Source organism: Polaribacter sp. P097 (genome assembly GCF_036864555.1).
Classification (GTDB): Bacteria; Bacteroidota; Bacteroidia; order Flavobacteriales; family Flavobacteriaceae; genus Polaribacter.
Genome location: NZ_JAZETJ010000002.1, coordinates 334,606 through 359,211 on the forward strand (window position 1 = coordinate 334,606; position 24,606 = coordinate 359,211).

Here is a 24,606-nt window from a genome sequence, read left to right on the forward strand (position 1 = left end):
CATTTTCTATTCGATATTTGTATTAAAAAAAAATCATGAATGCAACTATTAAACTCATTAAGAGCAAAATAAAGCCAGAACAGCTTTTTATGTTAAGTGTTTTGCTGGTAAATGGAGGTAATTATTTATACAATTTAATTCTTGGTAGATTTTTAGGTCCAGATAAATTTGCAGATGCAGCTATTTTAGTAACATTCTTACTGGTTCTGTCTTTTGTGGCAATGACATTTCAATTAGTCGCAGCTAAATTTTCGGTGTTATTTGAGAATGAAAGTTTTCAATCATTCATTTCTACCCTTTACAAAAGAGCTTTTATTGTTGGAATCATTTTGGCATTAGCCATTATTATTTTCTCTGCAGAATTGCAAGAATTCTTTAAAACATCAACTTCTAAAATGTTTTTACTTTTTGGTATTGGTGTACCCTTTTACTTTTTAATGAGTGTAAATAGGGGAGTCTTTCAAGGAAAACAAGAACTTACTTCTTTATCAGTTACCTATCAATCAGAAATGATTAGTAGATTGTTGATTACATTTTCGCTTTTATATTTCTTAGATTTTGATTCTTCAGTACTAATTGCAGTAGGTATTTTATGTTCGTTCGTATTTGGAATGCTGCCTTTTAAGTACAAAATATTTTCATTTAAAACTTCTTTTAAATTAGATGTAGACAACAGCAAACTAGTTCGTAACTTTTTTATTATTACTGCATTTTATGAATTGACCCAAATTATTATTAATAATAGTGATATTCTTTTAGTAAAACATTATTTCGATTCTTACGAAGCTGGTTTATATGCGTCATTGGCGTTAATTGGTAGAGTCGTATATTTTATAGCTTGGATGTTTGTAATGCTTTTATTACCAACTGTTGTTCAATTAAAGAAAGAAGGTAAATCTACTTTACCAATTTTAATGAAGTATGTAGGTTACATTGGTATGATTGCAGCTTCTATAATTGTAGCTTGTTTCTTTTTCCCAGAACAAATAATAAACATTTTATTTGGTAGCAGTTATTTAGAAATTGCACCATTATTATGGAAATATGCCTCAGCTACTGGAGTTTTTGCAATATCTAACATATTCGCTTATTACTATCTTTCATTAGATAAATATGTGCCAGTGGTTTTATCTGGAATATTTGGTTTATTACAAGTGGTTTTAGTTACAGTATACCATAATTCATTGGCTCAAGTGGTTCATGTACAAATAATAGCTATGGTGTTATTATTAGGGGTACAATTGGCTTATTTCTTTTTAAACCACTCAAAATCAGTAAAAATCAAAAAAACTATATAATAATACCATTCATCTAAAGTTTTCTACTTTTAATCTTTTATAGACTAAAAAGTCAAGAAAAATGATTGAAATTTGTTATAACTTAAAAAAATAAAAATTATGAAACTCGCCATTGTAACAGCTTACCCACCAAGTAAAGTAACTTTAAACGAATACGCATATCACCTAGTAAAAAGCTTTAGACAGAGCGAAAAAGTAACTGAATTGGTTTTATTAACTGATGAAACCCCTGGAGCAAAAGATATTTCTTTCACAGAAAATGGATGCAAAATTACTGTAAAAGAATGTTGGAAGTTTAATAGTTATAAAAACATTATAAATGTAACTAAGGCGATTTCTGAAGTTAAACCAGATTCTGTATTATTCAACTTACAATTTATGAAGTTTGGTGATAAGAAGATTGTTGCAGCAACTGGATTAATGTTACCATTAATTTGCAAGTTGAAAAAAATACCTACTATAGTTTTATTACACAATATTCTAGAACAAGTAGATTTAGATAAGGCAGGTTTTACTTCTAACAAGATCGCACAAAATGTATATAATTTTATTGGTACAACTCTAACGAAATTGATATTAAAAGCAGATTTAGTTGCAGTTACTATGGATAAGTATGTAACTACATTAGAAGAAAAGTACAAATCAGGAAATGTAAAAATGATTCCTCATGGAACATTTGAAATTCCAACTGAACCATCTCATGATTTACCAGAAGGACCTTTAAAAGTAATGACATTTGGTAAATTTGGAACCTATAAAAAAGTTGAAAAAATGATTGAAGCTGTAGAAATGGTTAGAGCTTCTTCAGGTTTAGACTTAGAAATAGTTGTTGCTGGTACAGATAATCCAAATGTGCCTGGTTATTTAAAAAGTGTTCAAGAAAAATATAATCATGTACCTCAATTAAGATTTACAGGTTATGTAGAAGAAGAAGAAGTTGCTCCTTTATTCAATGAAAGTGCAGTAGTTGTTTTCCCTTACACATCAACTACAGGTAGTTCTGGAGTATTGCATCAAGCAGGAAGTTATGGTAAAGCAGTTGTTATGCCAAACTTAGGCGATTTAGCAACTTTAATTGAAGATGAAGGTTACAGAGGAGAATTTTTTGAGCCAGAAAGCACAGAAAGTTTGGCTAAAGCTATTGAGGCCATTGTAACTAATGAAGCACATAGAATTAAGTTAGAAATAGCAAATTATAAAGCAGCTACTGCTTACCCAATGGAAAGAATAACTGATATATATTTAGAGGAGTTCGAAAAAATTATCGCTAAAAATGGTGGTGCAGTAAAAAATGTATCTGCTATTTAGTAATGAATTTAAATGATGGTTTTTTATTCCCTTTTACGTCTATAAAACCAAACTCTTTTTGAGGATTCACTCTCCAAGGAAGTTTCCCTACAACTTCTGAAGGTACAGTTTCAAAGTCATACAAAGTCCAAGATAAAAATGAAATATTATTTTTATTAAGGACTTTTTGCATTTCTTCATGGTATATGGCTTGCTTTTCTGGAGATCCTATAAAAGGTTTCCATAAACCACTGTAAGAAGAAATACCAAATTCACCCAACACCAATTCTTTATTCGGTATTTGTTTTTTAAGTACTAAATAATCATCCTCAAAATTGGCTTTATCTTCATAATAATGAAAACTAACAAAATCTAATTTATCACTTAAAATATGAGCACTTTCTGTATTAGACCAACCAACAGTAACTGCATGGTTATTATCTATCGATTTTACTAGGATTAACATTTGCTCTAACCAAGAAATTACAGATTCTTTTCCTCTTTGATCAAAATCTAAATTAGGCTCGTTTTTAAGATCCCAAGCTAATATTGCTTTATGATCTTTAAAAGTATTTACAATTGTTTCTAAATGTCTTTGGTTCAACGTCCAATCTAAAATGTCATAGTTTCCATAAAAGTCAAAGAGAGTAACAACCACTTTAAGATTGTTTTTTTCGGCAGCATCTAAAACTTTTCTCAGCTTTTCTAGCTTTTCTGGCAGTACAACTGCACTTCCAAAATCTTCATAAGGAATAAAAATTCTAATACTATTTAAACCTGCTTTTCGAATTATTTTAAAATCCTTTTTTATGACTCTAAGCTTAAAGTCGTCACCAAACATATCCCAAGGAGTATCTTTAGGGTAGTAGTTGATTCCTTTCATAGTAAAATTCATAGGTATAGCATCAAACCTTGGTGCAATTGGTTTAGAAGATTGTTTTACCATGTGTCTAATTCTCCAAAAACCATCTTCTAATAATAGAATTACTTTGTAAGAATTTTCTTCTGTAGTTTCAAAAACTAGCTCATCTTTTTCATAGAACTTTTTATACTCAATTACATTTTTATCTTCAAGCACAATTAATTGTCCATCTTCACTAAAAAATAGAATATCTGGTTTATGTTTAAATGTTGTAGATTCTATGGTTAAAGAATCTAGTTTGTTTTTATAAATATTATCATATAGATTAACTCTAGCACTTTCTGTATAAAAATCTTCAATACCAGTGATGTCGTTGTTTCTAAAAGCTACGTTTTTTACATACCATGCGTCTAAATAATCGTTTTCTATGCTATTAAGCACTTGGTCATCCATTTCTCTACCTTCATTGCCATTTTCTGCCCAAGTTAGTTTTGGTAAATACTGCACTTCTTTTTTTACTTCTAAATGTAGAATTTTAGCTCTGTCTGCACCAGTATTTAAATAGGTGAAAAGCGAACTTATTAAAAAAGTGATCACTGAGATTACTAAAACGTAACTCATGATTATGAATATTCTAAGCATATATTTATTCGTTTTTACCATACTTTTTTAGACTCGTAATTCTTTTCTATTCCTGCAGTTTTTACTTGAAAAGTATATAAATCATCTTTATAAATAGCTTTATCTAGCTCATAGAATGCATAACCGTCCCTAGATGGTTTTATAATTTCTTCAATGAGTTGGCCCTTATTAAAAATTCTTAAGGTAATTGTTAATCCATCTGGAATCATTTGATTCATAAAACTTTTTATTGGGCCTACCTTAATTTTTCTGTTTCCTTCACTAAAAGATACTGTAAAATCTTCAATTGCTCTATTGTATGATAAACTTATAGAATCGCTTTCAGAAATACCTGTAATAATTGCTTTTACTTGCCATGTTTCTTCAGCATCTGGATGTAGTATTTTAGCATAAGCAATTCCTTTAATGGTGGTGCCTGAAGTTTTTAAAATATTACCAGCTTTATTGGTAATAAAGAAATCTACAAAAGTACCATCACTTACTACATTATCATTTTTATCTTTAATAATAGAGGTGAAAAAAGTAGTAATTTGATTACCATCTGCATACTCATGAAGCCTTTCATAGAAAATTTGAAAATTTTCTGCAATTGCAGGCATAATATTAACATCAAACTCTTTAGAATCTAATTGTTTGGCTTTTGAAGACAAAATTACTCTACCACTTTTTATGGGTGAGAAAATTCTTTTATAGCCGATTAAATTGTTCGATTTTATTTGTAAATTTTCTCTTGAAGTTAAAAATTGTTTGTTCACATCTATTTCTGTGCCATCTACTAAAGGGTTGTCTAAATCATCTGTTGGAATTACGACTAACATTGTAAAATCTGTTCCACCAGCCTCTATGCTTGGTGGACCCAAATAGGTTTCCATTTCTATTGGGTTTTCTTTAGGTATAATAGTTAGATTTCCAGAAACTCTCTGCTTCTTGTTAAATACAGACCAATTTAAAATGCCTTTTTTAATTGTTAAAAATCTTGGGATAGCAAATGAATAAACATCTTTTTCAACTATTGGTGATACTAAAGTATTGCCATAACTATTGGCACAATACAATTTTAAGTTACTTATACCATTTGCTTTAAATTGTAAAACGATAGAATCGCCTACTTGATATGTTGTAGTGTCATTAAGTAATTTAATTTCATTGCTAAGCTGTGCTGTTATAGAATTAACAACAAGCATAAAAATTACGAAAAGAAGTGTTTTTTTACAATTCATTATTTTGGGTTACCAATGTAATTATTCATTTCTATTTTTAGGTATTGATAATTTTCATTATCAATTTCTAAAAGTGTATTTCTATCATGATTTTCAATTCTTTCTGCAATAATTTTAGCAGCAATATCATCATTAGGTAAACCATTTACATAACAGTTACTCATGTCTGTACTAATTACTTTTAAAGTATCATTAGTTAATATAGGATAAGAGAAATATTGTTTTCTTTGTTGACGAATACCATTCTTTAAGAACATATGGTCTACCCAAACCATTTTTTTATCTTTTGTATAGTATGTAATTAAAAGTTGTGGAACTGTAATTTCTTGTAAACCGCTATTAAAAAGTGTACCCTTTACTTGATCATTTACCAAATCTACATCATTAAGAACAACATTTTTATACAAATCTGCATAGGATACATTACCTGCAGCTTGTAGATTAAATTTGGTTGGTTGCTCATCTAACTCTATAGGCGTAAACTCATCAGGATCAAAGGCATTAGGGATAGAATCTTGTGTTTTAGACCAAGCTATACCTTCGAAGTTAATACGAAAAGAACTAATTTCTTTTGGCATTAATTTATGTTTGATATGATATTTAGCATTGTACGTGGCTAGTTGCTTGTTAACATCATTATACAAGGTTCCTTTAATGATAACATCAGCAGGAACATTATCAATATTTTGAACTTCACCAATAATAGCATAACTCTTATTATGTTTTACCAGTTTTGCTGATACTATTTCTAGCACAGGTTGTTTTAAAACATCTTCATGATAGGTTTGTTCTGTGGTTACTCTTCTTCTACCTTGATTAAAATACCCAGTTACATTGTTAGAGTACAATTGATCTGGAGGTAAATCTGAATCTAGTTTAACAGGTTTTACATACCATTTACCTTTTCTGCTTACCACAGTTTTATAATCGGTTCTATTAATTTTTTCTAAAGGTGTAATCCATTTGGTATCAACCTTTAAGACCACAACACTATCAGACTCTTTAATTCGCTCTGTTTCTATAGCATCTAATTTTGCATAAGAACTTAGTAAACCATCAGTTACAGAGTTTTCTAGCATAAATTGAGAAATAGTAATATTACTTTCAGGATCTGTTAAAGAGAAACTTTTTTCAAATTCTTTAAAATCTAACGCATCGTAATATGAAGTGATAAGGTTTTCTGGTGTAACTTGAGAATCGTTTTTTAAATAAAACAACCACATTCCATACCCAATAATCATAAATAAAATGAAACTCCAAATATGTGTAATTCTTAATAAACCATTAGGAAAGTTCTCTAACTTAACTTTATACCTTAAAAAATCTTTATTTACCTGAATCTTAGAACGTAAATTACGAACAAAAATGGGTTGAATATTCAATAGAAATGCAATGATTACTGTAGAGAAAGGCATTAAACCCCAAAGTATTTTTTGCCATTTGGCAACATCGTCTTTAGGCAGTATAGAAGAGAGTGGAGGTACATTTAAACGCTCCCAAACCATAATTCCGTTTTCTAATTGAGGTAAACGTTGCCAACCACAGAAATAGAGTATAGGGTCGTAAAACTTATCGTTAGAAAAGATATATTTTAAATTGTATTTTTCTGGTGTGGTTAAAAATTGTTGCAAAGAACCAATACCTGCTACTCCTTTAAATTTAGAATTCTCTAAACGTTCTATGGGTCTTGTTGTTAATTCTGGTAATCTTCTTGCAGAATGATAATTACCATCTACAGTCATGGCATCTGTTTGTGCAGAAAGCCAAGCCATTTGATCTCCAAAACCTAAGGTTAAAAATCGCCATTTAAAATGCTGATCTTGATTTAGAAAGTTTACAATAGGTAGCATTTTAATTTTCTGCGGCTGAGAAGGTCTAAAATATCCTAAGCTCATTGTAAAAATGATCATAAATAAAAAGAGAGAAGCCAATACAACTCCAAATAATCTATGATAAACAGCACCAAATCTTCTTTGTATTAGCTCTTTTAAATCTCCTTGTACAAATCGATATATAAACTCGCCAAACATGGGTAAAGCCATAATAGAAGCCCAAAGTGTAAACCTGTCTAATGTTAGTATGTTAAAGGCATTGTCTCCTAAAATCATTTTTGGTACTGGTGTAGAGCCACCTGTACCTAAAATCACTAGCATTGTAAAAGATAATCCAAAAAATAAATAACGTTTGCTGTAATATCTATAAAAGAAGAAAGGCAACATAAACATTAGTATACCCCAAGGAATTAAGAAAAAAACCAAACCAGAAGAGGTAGTTTCTAAAAAATTATCTCTTGAACCATGAGGAATAGGTACTTGCGTTATTGGGTTGGCTTTAGAGTTAATCCAATAAGGTAAAATGCAAAATATGATTAGAAATAATGATATAAATCCAAAGGTTAAATTCTTTTTTAATTGTTTAAAGAAGTGTTTTAAAAAGACTTTAATGGTTATTTTTTTGTAGGATTTTACATCATCATAAGCAACATCCATAATAACCATACCAATTAATGGAAAGATAAAGAATACCATACCAAAAATTGGAGTAACATGATGTGAGGTTACTGTAACTGCTATTAAAGAGAGTGATGTAAATAAAAATTTGTATTTACCTGTTTTTAGCCATAAATAAATTTCAGGCAAAGCATGCATTAACACAGATATACCAATAATACTAGGTAATTGACCAAATACGTGTAATGTTTCTAAAAAAGAGGAGGAGAATACTGCAAGAATGGCTGCATAACCAGCAACAGATTCATTACTTGTCATCATTAATGTAAACCTATATACTCCTGTTATAAAAAGTACAATAGCTACTAATGCTACAGAAAACATTCCGAATTTTAAACCACCAATTAACGAGAGTGCTGCTATAGATTGATGCACCAATGGTGGATAACTCATTACAGTAAAACCAGTGTACCACTCATAGTTCCAGGGTTCAAACCAACTACCTGAATAATGATCTGCAAAGAATAAGTGTATTAAAGCATCATATGTATATTCTAAAGTAAAAAATATACATGTACCATGAAAGGCAATACCAAGTAATACAGCACTAATAAGATGTTTATTCGAATTTTGCTTCATATATCTACAATGTAAAGATAAAAGATTTTCAGTATTCTATACTTTTAATTTGACTATAGATTATTGCAGTTCATCTAACTAAAGGTTAGTGTTTATCTTTTTATTCAAAATAAAACATGGTTATAGCCTTAGATTTGCATAAAAAAAACAATCTTAAAAAAAAAAACATCATGAAAGTATTAGCAATCGATGATCAGAAATTAGTTTTAATCCCTTTAGAAACTAGATTAAAAGCCTTAGGTTATGAAGTACAAACAGAAACTTCTGCTTTAGCAGGTATATCAGCTTTTAACACTTTTCAACCAGATTTAGTAATTGTAGACATTAACATGCCAATTACAACAGGTATAGACGTGGTAAAACATATTAGAGAAGAAAAAAAGTCGGATACACCAATTATGGTTTTAAGTGGTAACACTTCTGATGATATGATTGAAAAAGCATTTGATTTAGGTGCTAATGATTATATGAAAAAACCATTAAGCTTAAGTGAAGTTTGTTCTAGAACTAAAAGATTAATTGGTGTACCAGAACAAAAAAGCGTAAGAAAACAATATAAAGATGTATTAATACAGCAAAGATGTGTTGGTGTAGTAATACCATGTTATAATGAAGAAGATAGATTATTAAGTAAAGAGTTTTTAAACTTTATAGAAAAGCATTCAGGCTATCATTTATGTTTTGTAAATGATGGTAGTAAAGATAAAACATTAGAGGTTTTACATAAGATACAAAAAGGTAGAGAAGATTTTATTACAGTGTACGACTGTGAAAAAAATGGAGGTAAAGCAGAAGCTGTAAGATTAGGAATGTTGCATATGGCTAAAAAATCTGATTTAGATTATATAGGATTTTTAGATGCAGATTTATCTACAGACTTAACAGATTTTGATGATTTAGTATCAACCATAGAAAACTCTGACTACAAAATTGTAAGTGGTTCAAGAATTAGTAGAATGGGTGCTGACATCACTAAAGAATCAGCAAGAAAAATAATTAGTTTAACCATAAACTTTATTATTAGAAAAATTCTTAAAATGGATTTCAAAGACACTCAATGTGGTGCTAAAATTTTCCACAAAGATGTAATTGGTATCTCTTTTAATGAAAAGTTTGTTACTCAATGGATTTTTGATGTAGAAATCTTTAAAAGAATTACACATCACTATGGTTTAGAGAGAGCAAGAGAAATTTTATGTGAGCAACCATTAAAAAGATGGATTCATGCTGATGGTTCTAAACTATCTATGAAAGACTCAATAAAAATTGTAGGTCAATTAGGGCAAATAGCTTGGACATACAGATCAAAAAATAAATCATCACAGATTAAGGTGAATGGCAATCAAGTAGAGATTAAGGATAACAAATATCCAACCAAAATAGTTTCATAGAAAAGTAGATTTTTTTTTTTTTTAAGTTTCAGCTTTGTGTTGTCTTTATTGACTAATTCACAAAGCTGTTTTTTATTCTAAAACAATTTTCAGTTCCTAAAAATTCTGGGTTTCCAAATTCTTCAGACCAAAAACCTTCTAAAATATCCTTATTCAAACACTTGTACACCACTGTTCCAAAATAAGTAGTGTTTTCATCACCTATGTAATTAAAGTTAATTACCAAAACTCTATCCTTATAAAAACCAATACCAAATTGCTCTTGACTTTTATTGATAAGCCATTTTGCAATTATTTGGTTTTTTTGAAGCGATAATTTTAAAGTGCCAGAATAGGTGATTCCAGAATCATTTTGATTTGTACCAAGAATAGAGTAGGTGCCAATTAAATCTTCGATATTCATTTACTTTCCAATACAATATTTAACTAAGCCTACTGCTATTAAGTCTAATGGGATAGGGCAACAAATAGGGTGCAAATAATTCATAAGAAAAGAAACTTTGACATAAATAACAATAAATATATTTACAAATATAGCACAAAAAAAAACCACTCAATTGAGTGGTTTTTAAACAAAAAACAAAAGTATTAACTAGCAGTTCCAGAGCCTAAATAAATACTATTTGATACATTACTATTATCAACAGTTGTAAATGCCATAAAAAGATGTACAGTATCTCCTGCATAAGAACTAGGTATTGAAATTACATCCGATCCCGTTGTTCTGTCTGCACCATCCAAAACATAAATAGATTCTTTTTTACCAGGATTGTATACAAGTAACATTGCTTTATCATCCGCATTTGCATTACCTTCGGCAGAATTATCATTCCAATTAAAGGTAACTTGTCCAGCTGTTGTTAAATCAGTTATTCCATTTAAAACTCCTGATAAAGTACCTCTACTTAACAATGCTAAAGAATAGTCGATTGTGAAGTTGGGAGCAGTGCCTCCAACTGCATTATTTAATACATAAGACATTGCAGCATTGAACTCAGTCTTTTTTGTTGCAAACGATTTATAACCTAACTTAATGAAACCTAAATTTGGCTGTAAATAGTTTAATGTAATAGAGAATCTATTACGCTGATTTACTTGTCCCTCTGTTCGAGGATTTTTGACACTTGAAGGCTTGATTCTTAAATAATCAATACCTTTCCAATTTCCTCCGATAACGTTCCCAACCTTACCAGATAATCCACCTAAAATACCTTGTGAAATTTTACCCATTTTACTTTGATTTAAAAATTAATATACATTTAGAGTTGGTACGGACTTGGTTTTAACTTGCACCAACTTTAGTAATGTATTGCAATATTTATGCAAAAAAGAGTGTTTGGTTTTTGTTGCCCTTTGTTGCCCTAATTTGCTTTTTTAAATATATTTTTAATGTATGCTTTTTTTAAGAGTGCCATTTTATCAATGACATTTTGTAACTCTTTTTCTTTTTTAGAAATTCTACTGACAGCTTTAAAATGCTTATTAAATTCTGAATCTTTGCTTGATTCTAAACCTTTTATTAATGTGATTTTACAATCATTTATAGAGATAAATGGAATAACACTACCTTTTAAATGGTATGCGTAAAAACCGCCTATTTGCAGCATCATAGTTAAATGATAAAGTTTGTTTTTGTCTTCTTCATTTTTTGAGATTATCACAAAACAATTAGGGCAGGGGAGAGCTAATGGTTTTCCGCTATTTAATCCTTTGTTTAAAATAAAAAAATGTGGGTTTGAGTAAGTGCGCCCAATCTGGTGGGTTTTGATTTCAAAAGTTGACATAGCTATCCAAATTAAAATTGCTTCGCTACGCTTCGCACTATTTTTTTTTGAGAAAAAAAAGATGCGCTAATAAATAGTGCCTTTGGAAAGACTGTCAAGGTTTTTGGGTAAAAGTTTTTTATGTAAAAATTTTACTTAAAAAAGAGAAAGGCTACTAAAAAAAAAGTTTTATTCAAAACCCATAGGGCTTGACCTTTACAGGCTTAAAGCGTTGGCTGATGCAAGGCACTTATATTTGCTATCTTTTATTTTACTGTTCTAAATGTTGTTATTATAGGATTATTATTTTTTAGTGAAATGAAACAAACAAAGACTTGAGATAAGGAATACTTGGACTTAGTGATGGTTTTGTGCAGTAGAATGAGATAAGAAATAATAATATGAATTGAGTACCTAGTGCGTGGGCAGAAGTGGCTGGCAAAAGCGTTGGAAGAGCGGCTATTTAGTTCACGACTTTTTTAATTTTTACAGGAGTTCATGAATAGCGGTAATTTTGTTTATAGTTGGAATTTTAGCTCTGAGAAGCCGCTATTTTACATAATGGCGTTATAGACCAGAAAGTGAATGAATGTGTGTATAACTGCACATTATGTAACTTAGCTTTGGGGAGTTTTGTGTTTTATGAAAACAATAAGAAAGATTGCTTTTTATAGTTGTGTTTGAGTTTACGAAAAGACAAGCTATACAATGCAAATACCTTTAGAACAGTGAAACGCTAAACTTGTTAGGTGAGCGGAACAACACAAAAGACAGAGGATTTTGAGGTACGAAAAAACTGGGTTTTGGGTTGTGGGGAATAAAAAAGAGCCTTCCGAAAAAGACTCTTTCATTATTGGTTTAATGGTCGTGATTTGAATGGTCGTCACTTTCTTCTTCACCAGATTGATTCATAATCATTTCGTGGTCGTATTTGCAACAACCTGGTAAACCGTCGTAAGCATCTAAATCACCAGCTACTTTTTCGGTATCATAACCTGAAGCTGCGATTGCTTTATGAATTGCCATTACATCCGTTTTTGTATCATCAAAAGATACGTCAATCTTCTTTTTATCGACATCCCAATTAGCACTTGCAACACCTTCAACACCGTTAGCTGCTTTTTCGATGGTACTTTTACACATTCCGCAATTTCCTCTTACACCAAAAGACAGGTCTGTCATTGCCATATCTTTTGACATTTCAGTAGTTGTAGTTTCTGTTACTTTTTTGGTTTCGTTTTTACAACTTATTAAACCTAATACTGCTATTACAGCTACACTTAAAATTACTTTCTTCATTGTTTAAAATTTAATTGTTATTACTTGATTTATTATTCTATTACTTGTTTTACTTCACCACAGGTTAGCATTTCTTCGCCAAAATATGGATTGATTACTTTTTCTTCTTTGCTCAACCAAAACGCCCCCTTGTTATTATCAGCCATTGGACAAAATTCTAAATAGACTTTTTCATTTACGCCAAACAATTGTACAGCATTGATTAGATGTGATGATAAATGTTTAAAATGGTCTCTTTGTGATTTTATATCGGACGTTTCAGAAATTGAAGTTGCAGAAGATTTTATTTCGTCTTCTAATGACATCCAATGGTTATGCGCCTTATTATCTGATAACAATTTCATATCTACTTTGGTTAAATTCTTTAGTAAAGTTGATGCGCTTGTTGAAGTGCTTTTTGAATCTTCTTTTACTAAAGCATCTTTTAAATTGATATACTCATTGTAAACACTATTTAACTGTTGTTGAAATTTCTCTGATACTTCCAAACGTTCATTCATATTGGTGTGGTCAATTTCTTTATTTGATGAATTGTTATCCATTCCTAAATGACCTTCGTGTCCAGTCATTACTTTACCACCATCTTTATTCATCATAGACTTTTTGCCTTGTAATTGTGCTGCTGCATCAACCGTAAATGTTCCGTTAGTCACTATTTCATTTCCAACAAATAAGCCTTCTACAACTTCATATTCATTACCAATTTGATTGCCTAATTTAATTTCACGCATTTCAAAAATAGGTTGGTCTGGATTTGTTTTAAGGTACACCACAGAACGTTCACCTGTCCATAATACAGAAGATGCAGGAATTGATAATACTTCATCATTTTTAGCTTTACTGCCTTCAATATTTGCGGTTACAAACATTCCTGGTTTAAATACATCGTCCTTATTGCTTAAAACAACACGTAAGGTTACAGTTCTTGTTTTCGTGTTTAAAACTGGGTCTATGAAATCAACTTTACCTTTAAACTCTTTATTAGGATAAGCATTGGTTGTTATCATCACTTCCTGTCCTTTTTTAAAGCGGTCAATCTGATTTTCATACACATCAAAGTTTCCCCAAACTGTGTTGAGATTGGCAATTTTTAATAAGGGTTGTCCTTGTTTGATATAATCACCTTGCTCCACCAGTTTTTCGGTAACAGTTCCTGAAACGGTTGCATAAACAGGAAAGTTTTCTTTCACTTTTTGGGTTTCTTCTATCTGATTGATTTGATTTTCAGAGAGCTTCCATAATTTCAGTTTATTACGAACTGCTTTGTACAAAGCCGGTTGCGATGCTTTTAAAGATGCTGCTGTAATTAATTCTTGTTGTGCTGCATAGAGTTCTGGCGAATAAATGGTTGCCAATAATTGACCTTTACTAACTTCTTCGCCTGTAAAACTCACATTCAAACTTTCAATTCTTCCAGCGAAATAACTTACCTGCACTGCATTGGCTTCTTCGTTTTCAGCAATTTTACCAGATAATTTGATAGTATTGCCTTCAACATTGCCTTTACCAACAGTAGTTGTTTGAATATTAGCTAAAGCCATAGCGTTTTCAGTCAATTTGAATTGGTCTGCTAATAAACCATCTGCACTACTTTCCGCAGGAATTAAATCCATACCACAAATAGGACAATCACCTGGTTCTGGTTTTATAATCTGTGGATGCATAGAACACGTCCACATTTGATTGGTTTCTGCAACCGCATTGTGATTATGGTCTGTTTCTTTATTTGATGAGCCACCAAAAAGCAACCACCCCAATACCACGCCTACTACCAGTAAACCTGCGTATATGACTATTTTATTATTTTTCATTCTCTAATCGTTTTATCATTGCTTTCATTTCTTCTATTTCCTTCTTTTGTGCTTTAATAATGTCTTCTGCTAATTTTTTAACTTCTGGGTCTTGAATATCTGCTCTTTCACTTGTTAAAATAGCGATAGAATGATGTGGTATCATTGCTTTCATCCAAAGGACATCGTCAACTGTAGATTTCTGGTCGCGAACTAGTCCTAAAGCACTAAGAAAAAGAACTATGCTGCCAATAACAATACCCAAGTTTTTCTTTTTATTGGTGTACATGTTTTTCATGAAGAAAAACATAATCAATGCCATAGTAGAAATACCCAGACAAACCATATAAAAGCGTGTTAAGCTAAAATATACATGGTCAAATTCATAAGTATTTAGGTACATGGTGATATACATTGCTATAAAAGATGCACCAAGCATTAGAAAGAATTTTGTGTAATTGCTCTTTCCTTTATCGTTGTTTGTATGCTTATTTGTTTTCATAATTTTTGATTTTATAATTAAACTTTACTTTTTCTGTTTTTAAATATTTTTCTAATTGAAGGTGAAGAGGTAAACCACAATAAGAAACCGCTTAATACGGTTAGTAACCCTAAAAGTGAAAAGGCTCTCAAAACAAGGGTATTAAAATTGTCTCTGCCTTCGTAGTCCATAGTATGTGTCATCCATAAAAAATCAAACCAACGCCAAGAACGATGTCTTACGGTTTGAAATTTACCATCGTTTACAGAAACATAGGCTTTTAGAGCTTCATCGGTTTTATATGAGATAACATAAGCAGGTAGTAGTTTTTCTCGATACTCGTGATGTTTCCCAGTTTTAGTAATTTGTTCAACAGATTCTACCTCTAAACCACTTTTCATATGGTTTTTGGCAATATAGAGTGCCTCATCTTGCGTAATACTATTTTTTGGCACACCATCTAAAGCATTATACAACTTGTTTTTATTAATCCAATAGTAAGGTGAATTGCCAATATCCCTTAATTCTATAGTATTTACACCTTCAGCTATACTAAGTTTTGAAGGACTTATTAAATTATTAAACGCTTTGGGTTGATACTCCAAATTTTTAAATTGATCGCCGTGTATTTCATCGATGTCTGTCCAACTGAAGTATAAACCACTAATGGTCCAAAATAGGAATTGAATTCCTAAAAATAGCCCCAAATACCTGTGGGTTTTTCTAATTTTTAAAGCTGTATGCCTTTTTACCATTTTCTATTTTTTAATTGCAAAAGGAAATTCGAGTTTAACTTTTTCCCAAGCCATCGAAATAGTGCCACTTTTATCATTTATTTTGTTGACCTCATACTCTAAATGTTCTGTGATTTCCTCTGATAATGTTGGTGTAATTTTAAATCGAATAACATCATCTTTTTCGTTATACTCATCTTTACCATGTTGCTCCCAGTTTTTATTAATCATCACAGACCAGTCTCCTTTTGATGGAATTGTAAAAAACCCATATTTCCCTTTAGGAAGCGTTTCTCCATTAATGATTAAATCTTTATTGGTTTCTAACCATGTAGCCATATGAGCGCCAGCTTGCCATACTTGGTCATAACCAACTAAACCACCAAAAATGATTCGGTCTCTTACTCCTGGTGAAGAATAATCAATATGAATATGGGCATCACCTATCATTGCCATCGTTTCAGTATGTGGACTTAACGGTTTTTTCTTTGGCTCTTCTACTTTTTCAGTTGCTTTGTTATGATCATGTTTTAGCTTTACCGTACTTGATTTTTCATTTTTGCAACTCACTATTGTAAGCATCATGACAATTAATAGGGTTAGATTTTTCATTAGTTTTTTATTTATAGTTATACTTTTATTGTTCTTAATCTTAATGCGTTTGCTATTACCGAAACAGAGCTAAAACTCATTGCTAAAGCTGCTATCATTGGCGAGAGTAATATTCCGAAAAATGGGAACAAAACACCTGCTGCAATGGGTAAACCTATTGTGTTGTAGATAAGTGCAAAAAACAGGTTTTGCTTAATGTTTTTCATTACTGAAACACTTAAATTTCTTGCTTTTACAATACCATGTAAATCACCTTTTACGAGTGTTATCATCGCACTTTCTATCGCTACGTCTGTTCCTGTACCCATAGCAATACCAATATCGCTTTTAGCCAATGCTGGTGCATCATTAATTCCATCACCTGCCATAGCAACTACTTTTCCTTTTTCTTGCAGTTTTTCTACTTCTTTGAGTTTATCTTCTGGTAGCATACTGGCTTTAAAATCTGCTAGATTAAGTTCTGATGCTACTGCCTGTGCTGTATCTTGATTATCGCCTGTAAGCATTATAACATCGATGCCTTTATCTTGAAGTGCTTTAATCGCTTTGGCACTCGTTTCTTTTATTTTATCTCTTATAACTACATACCCAACAACGGTTTCCTCTATTGACAAATAAGAAACTGTTTTACCTTGTTTTTGGTAAGATTTAGCTTCGTCTCTCATTTTAGAAGTAATATCTGCTTTGGCATATTCCATCATTTTAGGGTTACCTAATGCTACTTGTTTACCATCAATTTTAGCTTCAACACCTTTACCTGTGACTGCACTAAAATCTTCGGCCTTTAAAATTTCTGTGTTATGTTCTTTACCATATTCAATTGTGGCTTCTGCTAAAGGATGTTCGCTATTGGTATTTAATGAAACGATGTATTGTAACACTTCTTTTTCGCTTAAAGTATCATTAAAAGCACCAACGGTTTCAACTGTTGGTTTTCCTTCTGTAATTGTTCCTGTCTTGTCAACGATAAGCGTATTTACCTTATCCATCTTTTCAAGGGCTTCAGCATTTTTAATCAATACTCCATTTTGAGCACCTTTACCTACACCAACCATTACAGACATTGGTGTTGCCAAACCTAAAGCACAAGGACACGCAATGATTAGTACAGCAATTGCATTTACAAAAGCATACACATAAACTGGTTCTGGCCCCCAAATAGACCATACAATAAATGTGATAATAGAAATAAGAACCACAACTGGCACGAAGTAACCCGAAACTCTATCTGCTAAATTTTGAATAGGTGCACGGCTTCTACTGGCATCATTCACCATATGAATGATTTGTGATAAAAGGGTGTCACCACCAACTTTTTCAGCTTTCATTAAAAAGGATTGATTGCCATTTATTGTTCCGCTACTTACTTTATCCTCTTGAGATTTGTTTACAGGAATGGGTTCTCCTGTTATCATAGATTCGTCAATAGTTGTTTTGCCTTCAGTTATCACACCATCCACAGGAATTTTATCTCCTGGTTTCACTTTTAGAATATCATTTAATTCTATCTCGTCAATACTGACCTCAACTTCTTCACCATCAACTATTTTAATGGCTTTATTAGGTGCTAATTTTAGTAACTCTTTTACAGCCGAATTGGTTTTACTATGCGCGCGAGCTTCTAACAACTGACCTAAAAGCACTAACGTTAGAATAACTGTTGTTGCTTCAAAATAGACGTGAACTGCGCCTGATTCAGTTTTAAATTGTTCAGGAAATACATCTGGAAATAGCATACCAATTACGCTAAACAACCAAGCCACACCTGCGCCGATACCAATGAGTGTAAACATATTGAGATTCCACGTTTTTATGCTTCTATAAGCACGCTCAAAGAACATCCACGTAGCGTAAAAGACAACTGGGATGGATAATGCAAATTGAATCCAGTTCCAATTTTTCTGTTCCATTATATCATACAATGGATTGTTATTGAGCATTTCGCTCATAGCAATTACGAAAATGGGTAATGTGAATACAGATGCTATCCGAAATTTCTTTAATAGCTTCTTATACGTTTTTTCCTCTGCTGATCTATTTACTTCCATTGGTACTAAATCCATACCACAAATAGGACACGAACCTGCTTCGTCTTTGATAATTTCTGGATGCATAGAACACGTCCATTGTTCCTTTGAAGTTGCTGATAGATTTTGTTCTTCCACCAAATCCATTCCGCAAACAGGACAATCGCGTGATACATCATAAGTTTTATCGCCTTCGCAATGCATAGGACAATAAAATGTGCCTGTACCTTTACCTTTGGGTTGTTCTTTCTTTTTGGCTACGGAATGCTGATGCTGTTCACCTTGTTTATGAATACTATATCTGTCACCATCCTTTTTTAAGGCTTCTTGAAACTTTTCTATAGGAATATGCGATTCCATTTCTATGGTAGCTTCAGCCTTTTCTAAATTGACCGTTGCTTTTAAAACACCTTCTACTTTAGAGAGCGTTTCTTCCACATGACTACGACAACCGTTGCAAGTCATTCCGTGTATGTGATATGTATGTTTCATCTGTTGTTATCTATTTTTTAATGGTCAGATGTAATTCGTTTATAAAAATCTTGAATAGTTTTATAATAATACATCCACTCATTTCATTATTGCTGTGTTAAATAATTAATTATTGTTGACTGCAAATAGTAGTTTTTAATAGACTCTATTTGATTGATTTGAAATTTTAATTGCAACTCTTGAATATCCAAAACATCATTAAAATCAATCGTTCCTGTTTCATAGCTTTTGATTAAAATGTCTTCTGCATCCTTGGCTTGCTTTAGATTTTTGGTTTGGGTAGCAAAACTTATTCTTGCTGAAATACGTTCATTAATGGCTTTGTCTAAAAGCGTTTCTAATGCATTTAAACGTTCCTGTTTTTGAGCGGTAATTTCCTTCTGTTGTAACTCATTTTGTTTGGTCTGGGATTTATATTTTGTATTAAAAATAGGGATAGATACCGAAACCATTGGCATTACAATATCCTTTCCGTTATCGCTGAAATCCATATTTGGTCTTTCAGCAACATTGATATAATCTAAACCAAAACCAATCATTGGACTGCTTTCTTTTTGATTCAATAATTCTGATTGCTCTATGGATTGATATAGTTTATCATATTTTATTAATTCAGGATGTAATTCTAGATTCTCAGTAGTAATATCAAAGTCTTCAGAAGGTATCATTAAACTATCTACCACATTGACCTCAACATCATTTTCTCGATTCAATAGATTATTGAAGTTAGTTTGTTCTGCTAAAAATTGTTGACTTAAAACATCTTTTAATTGTTGCATTTCGTTTTGGCGCATTTGCAATCGTAATACATCTACTGCGGATGCTTTACCAACTTCAACTGATGTTAAAGCTAGTGTTTCGTAAGTATTTAAAAGGTTAATATTTTCAGTTAATACCTTTTGTTTTGATTGGTTAGCATACAAATTGTAATAGGATTGTGATACCGAAGCCAATAGTTTTCGCTTTACGATAACAATGTCTTCGTATTTAGCATCCGCTAAAGAATTCACATAATTTTCTCGAAAAGTAATGGTACCAAACCACGGTAACATTTGTTTAACAGATACTTTAAAGCGTTGTGCTCCTGTTCTAGTTTCTGGTTCACTCACAAAATATCCTACACCGAATTCAGTATTAGGAATGGTATTGACTTCGTTTACTTTTTCATAAGTTCTTTTGTATTGTAACTCAAACTTTTGAATTGAGGGATTGTTTGTTAAGGCTTCATCTATAAGTGTTTCCAATTGTTGTGCATTTCCTTTGAGAACAAAGAATAACGAACAAAGAATAGAGACTGTTTTAATGTGTGATATTATCTGTTTCATTTTACAGTTCTTTTAAGTTGAAATTCGGCTTTCCAGCAATATAAAACTGGGACTACAAATAAGGTTATTAAGGCTATAAGCATTCCTCCAAAACTTGGTATTGCCATAGGTATCATTATATCGCTTCCTCGACCTGTAGAGGTTAATACTGGTAATAATGCTAAAATGGTTGTAGCTGTAGTCATTAAACAGGGTCTGATACGTTTTTCTCCTGCTTCCACTATGGATGCTCTAATTTCCTTTTTATTCTCTGGTGTATTTCTATCAAAAGTTTGCGTTAAATAGGTTGCCATTACTACACCATCATCTGTTGCAATACCGAAGAGCGCAATAAATCCAACCCAAACTGCTACACTTAAATTAATAGGATGCATCTGGAATAAGTCTCGCATATTTTCGCCAGCGACATTGAAGTTTAAAAACCAACCTTGACCATAGAGCCAAATCATTATAAAACCACCTGCAAACGCTACTGCGATACCTGTGAATACCATTAAGGACGTAACTACAGAACGGAATTGGAAATACAGAATTAAGAAAATAATTGCTAATGCTAAAGGCACAACAACCGACAAGGTTTTTTCGGCTCGCAACTGATTTTCGTATGTTCCTGTGAATTGATAATTAATACCTTTTGGTACTACTAATTCGCCATTATCTATTTTTTCTTGAATCAAGGCTTGTGCATTTTCAACCACATTGACTTCCGCATAACCATCCAATTTATCGAACAAGACATAGCCTACTAAAAAAGTATCTTCACTTTTAATGACTTGTGGACCTTGTTCATAGCGAATGTTTGCCAATTCGCTTAATGGCACAGGACTACCCTTTTCAACTGGTACATAAATCTGTTGTAAGTCTGTTGGGTTTGCTCGTAATTCTCTTGGATAACGCACGCGTACACCATATCGTTCTCGACCTTCAACGGTTTGGGTTAATACCATTCCGCCAACTGCAACTTTAAGTACATCTTGTACATCTTGTATTGAAATACCATAACGTGCAATTTTTTCTCTATCAATATCAATTAACAAATAGGGTTTCCCTACGATACGGTCTGCAAAAACAGCTTCCTTTTTAACCCCTTTAGCTTCTTTGATGATGTTTTCTAATTGCACACCAAACGCTTCAATTTGTTTTAGGTCTTGACCTTTAACTTTAATTCCCATTGGTGCTCGCATACCTGTTTGAAGCATTACCAATCGGGTTTCAATAGGTTGTAGTTTTGGTGCAGAGGTAACACCTGGCAATTTGGTGACTCTTACAATTTCATTCCAAATATCGTCTGGAGATTGTATTTCTGGTCGCCAATTACGGTAGAACTCGCCATCATCGTCAGGAATGAGTTGAGACCTTTCAACTGCGCTCAAGGTGACATTTTCAATAGTATTTGGATTTGCGATGAATCGGCCATCTTTCAATTTATACATACCATCATCATTGACTTTGTAGCGTTGGCGTTCTCTGTTTTCATTCAGCATATATTCTGGTTTGTACTGAATGATGTTTTCATACATTGATAGTGGTGCTGGGTCTAAAGCTGATTCTGTTCTACCTGCTTTACCAACTACGGTTTCAATCTCTGGAATACTGGCTACTGCCATATCTAACTGTTGTAAAACACGCTTGTTTTCTTCTACACCAGAGTGTGGCATCGAAGTTGGCATTAATAAAAAAGAACCTTCATTTAACGATGGCATAAATTCTTTGCCTGTATTTTTCATAATGAAAACACCTGCAATTACAATAGCTGTTGGGACAGACAAAAAGAGCAATTTATTATTTAAACACCACCTTAAAATGCGTGTGTAGTATTTTATGAATAATGAGAAAACACTTAATAAACCAAAGCAAATAATACTAACGAAAATAAGATTCCAGAAAATGCTTTTATCCACTCCTAATGGTCTCCAATATTCTGCTAACAAGAATACTATTGCTGATGCTGAAATAATAATATTGATAAGATTTGCTTGCTTGTCTGTTATCTTATTTTGAAGATTGAGACCTGCTGTAATTCCAAAAGCTATCAATATTAATCCTAACCAATAACCATAGATTATTGCTATTATCCCTAATACTATTAAAACGCCATTTAAAGCATATTTAAAATGCGTTTTTATGCTTTTCTTTCTGAATAAAAACGCTGCAAAAGGTGGAATTAAAAACAATGCTACAATTATTGAAGCTGTTAATGCAAAGGTTTTTGTGAATGCTAATGGTCTGAATAGTTTTCCTTCAGCGCCAATCATTGTAAATACAGGAATGAAACTTATAATTGTAGTCATTACTGCGGTTACGATTGCACCAGAAACTTCGGCTGTTGCGTTGTAAACTACTGTGTTAATTGGGATGAGATTCCCACTTTCGTGGGAACGATTCTCGTCTAAATGCCGAATGATATTTTCTGATAGTATAACACCAACATCGACCATTGTTCCGATAGCAATTGCAATACCAGATAATGCGACAATATTAGCATCGACGCCAAAGAGTTTCATCGCAATAAATACCATTAAAACTGCAACAGGTAACAGTCCAGAAATTAGTACGGAAGCTCGAAGGTTAAACACCATAAGAATTATTACTAAAATGGTAATCAATATTTCTAGCGTTAAGGCTTCATTAAGTGTTCCTAATGTTTCTTGTATCAGTTCTGTTCTGTCATAAAAAGGAACTATGGTAACTTGTGAGGTTCTACCATCCGCTAATACTTTTGAAGGTAATCCAGCACTTAATTCATTAATTTTTTCTTTTACGTTATTAATGACTTCCATTGGGTTTGCACCATAACGAGCTACCACAACAGCACCAACAACCTCTGCGCCTTCTTTATCTAATAATCCACGTCTTGTTGCAGGACCTAATGAAACTTTACCAATATCCTTTATTTTTATTGCTGTGTAGTCTTCGGAAGTGACTACTGCATTTTCAATATCTACAATGGATTTTACATACCCCAAACCACGTACTAGATATTCGGCTTGGTTAATTTCCAAAGTCTGTGCTCCAATATCCTTATTGCTTTCCTTAACTGCATTTACAACGTGATGCAATCCAATATTATACTGACGCATTAATTCTGGATTCACATCCACTTGATATTCTTGAACATAACCACCAATTGAGGCCACCTCAGAAACACCACTTGCTGAAGACAAGGCATATTTAACATAGTAATCTTGAATACTTCTTAGTTCGTGTAAATCCCAACCACCAGTAACATTTCCTTTTTCATCTCTACCTTCTAAAGTGTACCAATATATTTGACCTAATCCTGTGGCATCTGGACCCAATGCTGGATTTACATCGTTAGGCAATAATCCACTAGGTAATGAATTTAGTTTTTCTAGGATTCTACTTCGACTCCAATAAAACTCAACATCTTCTTCAAAAATGATATAGATGCTTGAAAAGCCAAACATAGAAGAACTACGTATAGTTTTGACACCTGGAATACCCAATAATGAAGTAGTTAATGGGTAGGTAATTTGGTCTTCAATATCTTGTGGTGAACGACCATCCCACTTTGTAAATACAATTTGTTGGTTTTCACCTATATCTGGTATTGCATCTACAGCAACTGGATCACTTGGTAAGAAACCTGTATCCCAATTAAATGGTGCATTAACCGTTCCCCATCCTACAAAAAGAACGAGTAGCAGCACTGCTACGAGTTTGTTTTCTATTAAAAATTTGATACTATTATTTATCATTTATCTTGATAATTAAACAATTAGACAAAGGCGTTAAAAAAACACCGATTACAACAAATTATCCTTATAACTGTTTAGTTATAGGACAATACTGTATATTGTTTAAAATCAGATTAAATAACTCTCGTCAATCTTGTAGATTTGAATTGTGACGACAGGAGGTGCGTATTCTTCAAAAGAAGATACATTTTTATCTAAACCTTCGAATAGGTTTGTATAAGTATAAATGAATGAAGCAATAAAAAGCTTTTGTTCAAATGATATTTTATCAGTTGAAGTTTGCATTTCATCTTGAGCACTTTTTAAAATTTGTTGTTCAGTACAACAATTCTCTTTGGCAATAGAACAACCTTCAACAGTAGATTTAGATTCCATTTCCATACCACAGGAACTTGCTTTTGAAAAAATAGAAGTATCCATAAGAGTATCACCACAATAATGTTCTGTGATAGCAAATGAAGTTGTAGAGAATAACACTACAAAAGCCATTACTAATGCCATTATTTTATGGGAAAATTGCTTCATATCTATTTGCAAATGTATAAAATTTTAACGACTATTGATTTTGTTTAACA

Annotated in this window: 18 protein-coding genes; 3 read left to right on the forward strand and 15 right to left on the reverse strand. The window is 32.1% G+C overall.

Annotated elements, in window-relative coordinates:
* The first annotated feature begins 35 nt into the window (after positions 1–35).
* Together V7R38_RS08720 and V7R38_RS08725 are read left to right on the forward strand one after the other, a co-directional pair.
* On the forward strand, positions 36–1,298 hold the full coding sequence (locus V7R38_RS08720; protein WP_334057628.1) for an oligosaccharide flippase family protein: 1,263 nt from the start codon (positions 36–38) through the stop codon (positions 1,296–1,298).
* Positions 1,299–1,397: 99 nt separating this feature from the next.
* A complete protein-coding gene (locus tag V7R38_RS08725) occupies positions 1,398–2,606 on the forward strand; it encodes a glycosyltransferase (protein ID WP_334057630.1) in 1,209 nt (402 codons plus the stop codon).
* Here V7R38_RS08725 and V7R38_RS08730 read toward each other — a convergent pair.
* From V7R38_RS08730 to V7R38_RS08740, 3 genes are read right to left on the reverse strand one after another with little or no spacing between them, the layout of a single operon-like run.
* Positions 2,599–4,110 (reverse strand): cellulase family glycosylhydrolase, encoded by a 1,512-nt coding sequence (locus tag V7R38_RS08730; RefSeq protein WP_334057633.1) that lies wholly within the window; start codon positions 4,108–4,110, stop codon positions 2,599–2,601. The two genes, V7R38_RS08725 and V7R38_RS08730, sit on opposite strands and share 8 nt — an antisense overlap.
* Entirely contained in the window at positions 4,104–5,309 is a 1,206-nt protein-coding gene (locus V7R38_RS08735; protein ID WP_334057635.1) for a hypothetical protein, read from the reverse strand. Before V7R38_RS08735 ends, V7R38_RS08730 begins: the two co-directional genes overlap by 7 nt.
* A complete protein-coding gene (locus V7R38_RS08740) occupies positions 5,309–8,398 on the reverse strand; it encodes a hypothetical protein (RefSeq protein WP_334057637.1) in 3,090 nt (1,029 codons plus the stop codon). The genes V7R38_RS08735 and V7R38_RS08740 overlap by 1 nt, the downstream gene beginning before the upstream one ends.
* Before the next feature lie 170 nt (positions 8,399–8,568).
* Here V7R38_RS08740 and V7R38_RS08745 point away from each other — a divergent pair, with 170 nt between their 5' ends.
* Positions 8,569–9,789 carry a response regulator gene (locus V7R38_RS08745; protein ID WP_334057639.1) on the forward strand — a complete coding sequence of 407 codons (1,221 nt, stop codon included), beginning with the start codon at positions 8,569–8,571 and terminating at the stop codon, positions 9,787–9,789.
* Positions 9,790–9,841: 52 nt separating this feature from the next.
* On the opposite strand, the gene V7R38_RS08750 is transcribed toward V7R38_RS08745, so the two are convergent.
* From V7R38_RS08750 to V7R38_RS08805, 12 genes are all read right to left on the reverse strand, one after another.
* Positions 9,842–10,192 carry a hypothetical protein gene (locus V7R38_RS08750; protein WP_334057641.1) on the reverse strand — a complete coding sequence of 117 codons (351 nt, stop codon included), beginning with the start codon at positions 10,190–10,192 and terminating at the stop codon, positions 9,842–9,844.
* Positions 10,193–10,377: 185 nt separating this feature from the next.
* Positions 10,378–11,019 (reverse strand): DUF6266 family protein, encoded by a 642-nt coding sequence (locus V7R38_RS08755; protein ID WP_334057643.1) that lies wholly within the window; start codon positions 11,017–11,019, stop codon positions 10,378–10,380.
* Positions 11,020–11,150: 131 nt separating this feature from the next.
* Entirely contained in the window at positions 11,151–11,573 is a 423-nt protein-coding gene (locus tag V7R38_RS08760; RefSeq protein ID WP_334057645.1) for a DUF6943 family protein, read from the reverse strand.
* Between the two features lie 837 nt (positions 11,574–12,410).
* Positions 12,411–12,851, reverse strand: a complete 441-nt coding sequence (locus V7R38_RS08765; RefSeq protein ID WP_334057647.1) for a heavy-metal-associated domain-containing protein — start codon at positions 12,849–12,851, stop codon at positions 12,411–12,413.
* 32 nt (positions 12,852–12,883) lie between these two features.
* Positions 12,884–14,662, reverse strand: coding sequence for an efflux RND transporter periplasmic adaptor subunit (locus tag V7R38_RS08770; RefSeq protein WP_334057649.1), 1,779 nt, complete (start codon positions 14,660–14,662; stop codon positions 12,884–12,886).
* The gene (locus tag V7R38_RS08775) at positions 14,652–15,143 is read right to left on the reverse strand and encodes a DUF305 domain-containing protein (protein WP_334057651.1); all 492 of its coding nucleotides are present in this window, start codon (positions 15,141–15,143) and stop codon (positions 14,652–14,654) included. The genes V7R38_RS08770 and V7R38_RS08775 overlap by 11 nt, the downstream gene beginning before the upstream one ends.
* A 17-nt stretch (positions 15,144–15,160) precedes the next feature.
* Complete coding sequence (locus V7R38_RS08780) at positions 15,161–15,877, reverse strand: PepSY domain-containing protein (RefSeq protein ID WP_334057653.1); 717 nt, start codon at positions 15,875–15,877, stop codon at positions 15,161–15,163.
* A 3-nt stretch (positions 15,878–15,880) separates the two neighbouring features.
* Positions 15,881–16,441 (reverse strand): DUF2911 domain-containing protein, encoded by a 561-nt coding sequence (locus V7R38_RS08785; protein ID WP_334057655.1) that lies wholly within the window; start codon positions 16,439–16,441, stop codon positions 15,881–15,883.
* Between the two features lie 44 nt (positions 16,442–16,485).
* Positions 16,486–18,987, reverse strand: a complete 2,502-nt coding sequence (locus V7R38_RS08790; protein WP_334057658.1) for a heavy metal translocating P-type ATPase — start codon at positions 18,985–18,987, stop codon at positions 16,486–16,488.
* A gap of 86 nt (positions 18,988–19,073) precedes the next feature.
* Positions 19,074–20,312 (reverse strand): TolC family protein, encoded by a 1,239-nt coding sequence (locus V7R38_RS08795; protein WP_334057660.1) that lies wholly within the window; start codon positions 20,310–20,312, stop codon positions 19,074–19,076.
* On the reverse strand, positions 20,309–24,031 hold the full coding sequence (locus V7R38_RS08800) for an efflux RND transporter permease subunit (protein WP_334057662.1): 3,723 nt from the start codon (positions 24,029–24,031) through the stop codon (positions 20,309–20,311). The genes V7R38_RS08795 and V7R38_RS08800 overlap by 4 nt, the downstream gene beginning before the upstream one ends.
* Positions 24,032–24,139: 108 nt before the next feature.
* A complete protein-coding gene (locus tag V7R38_RS08805; protein ID WP_334057664.1) occupies positions 24,140–24,556 on the reverse strand; it encodes an HYC_CC_PP family protein in 417 nt (138 codons plus the stop codon).
* Between the last annotated feature and the right edge of the window lie 50 nt (positions 24,557–24,606).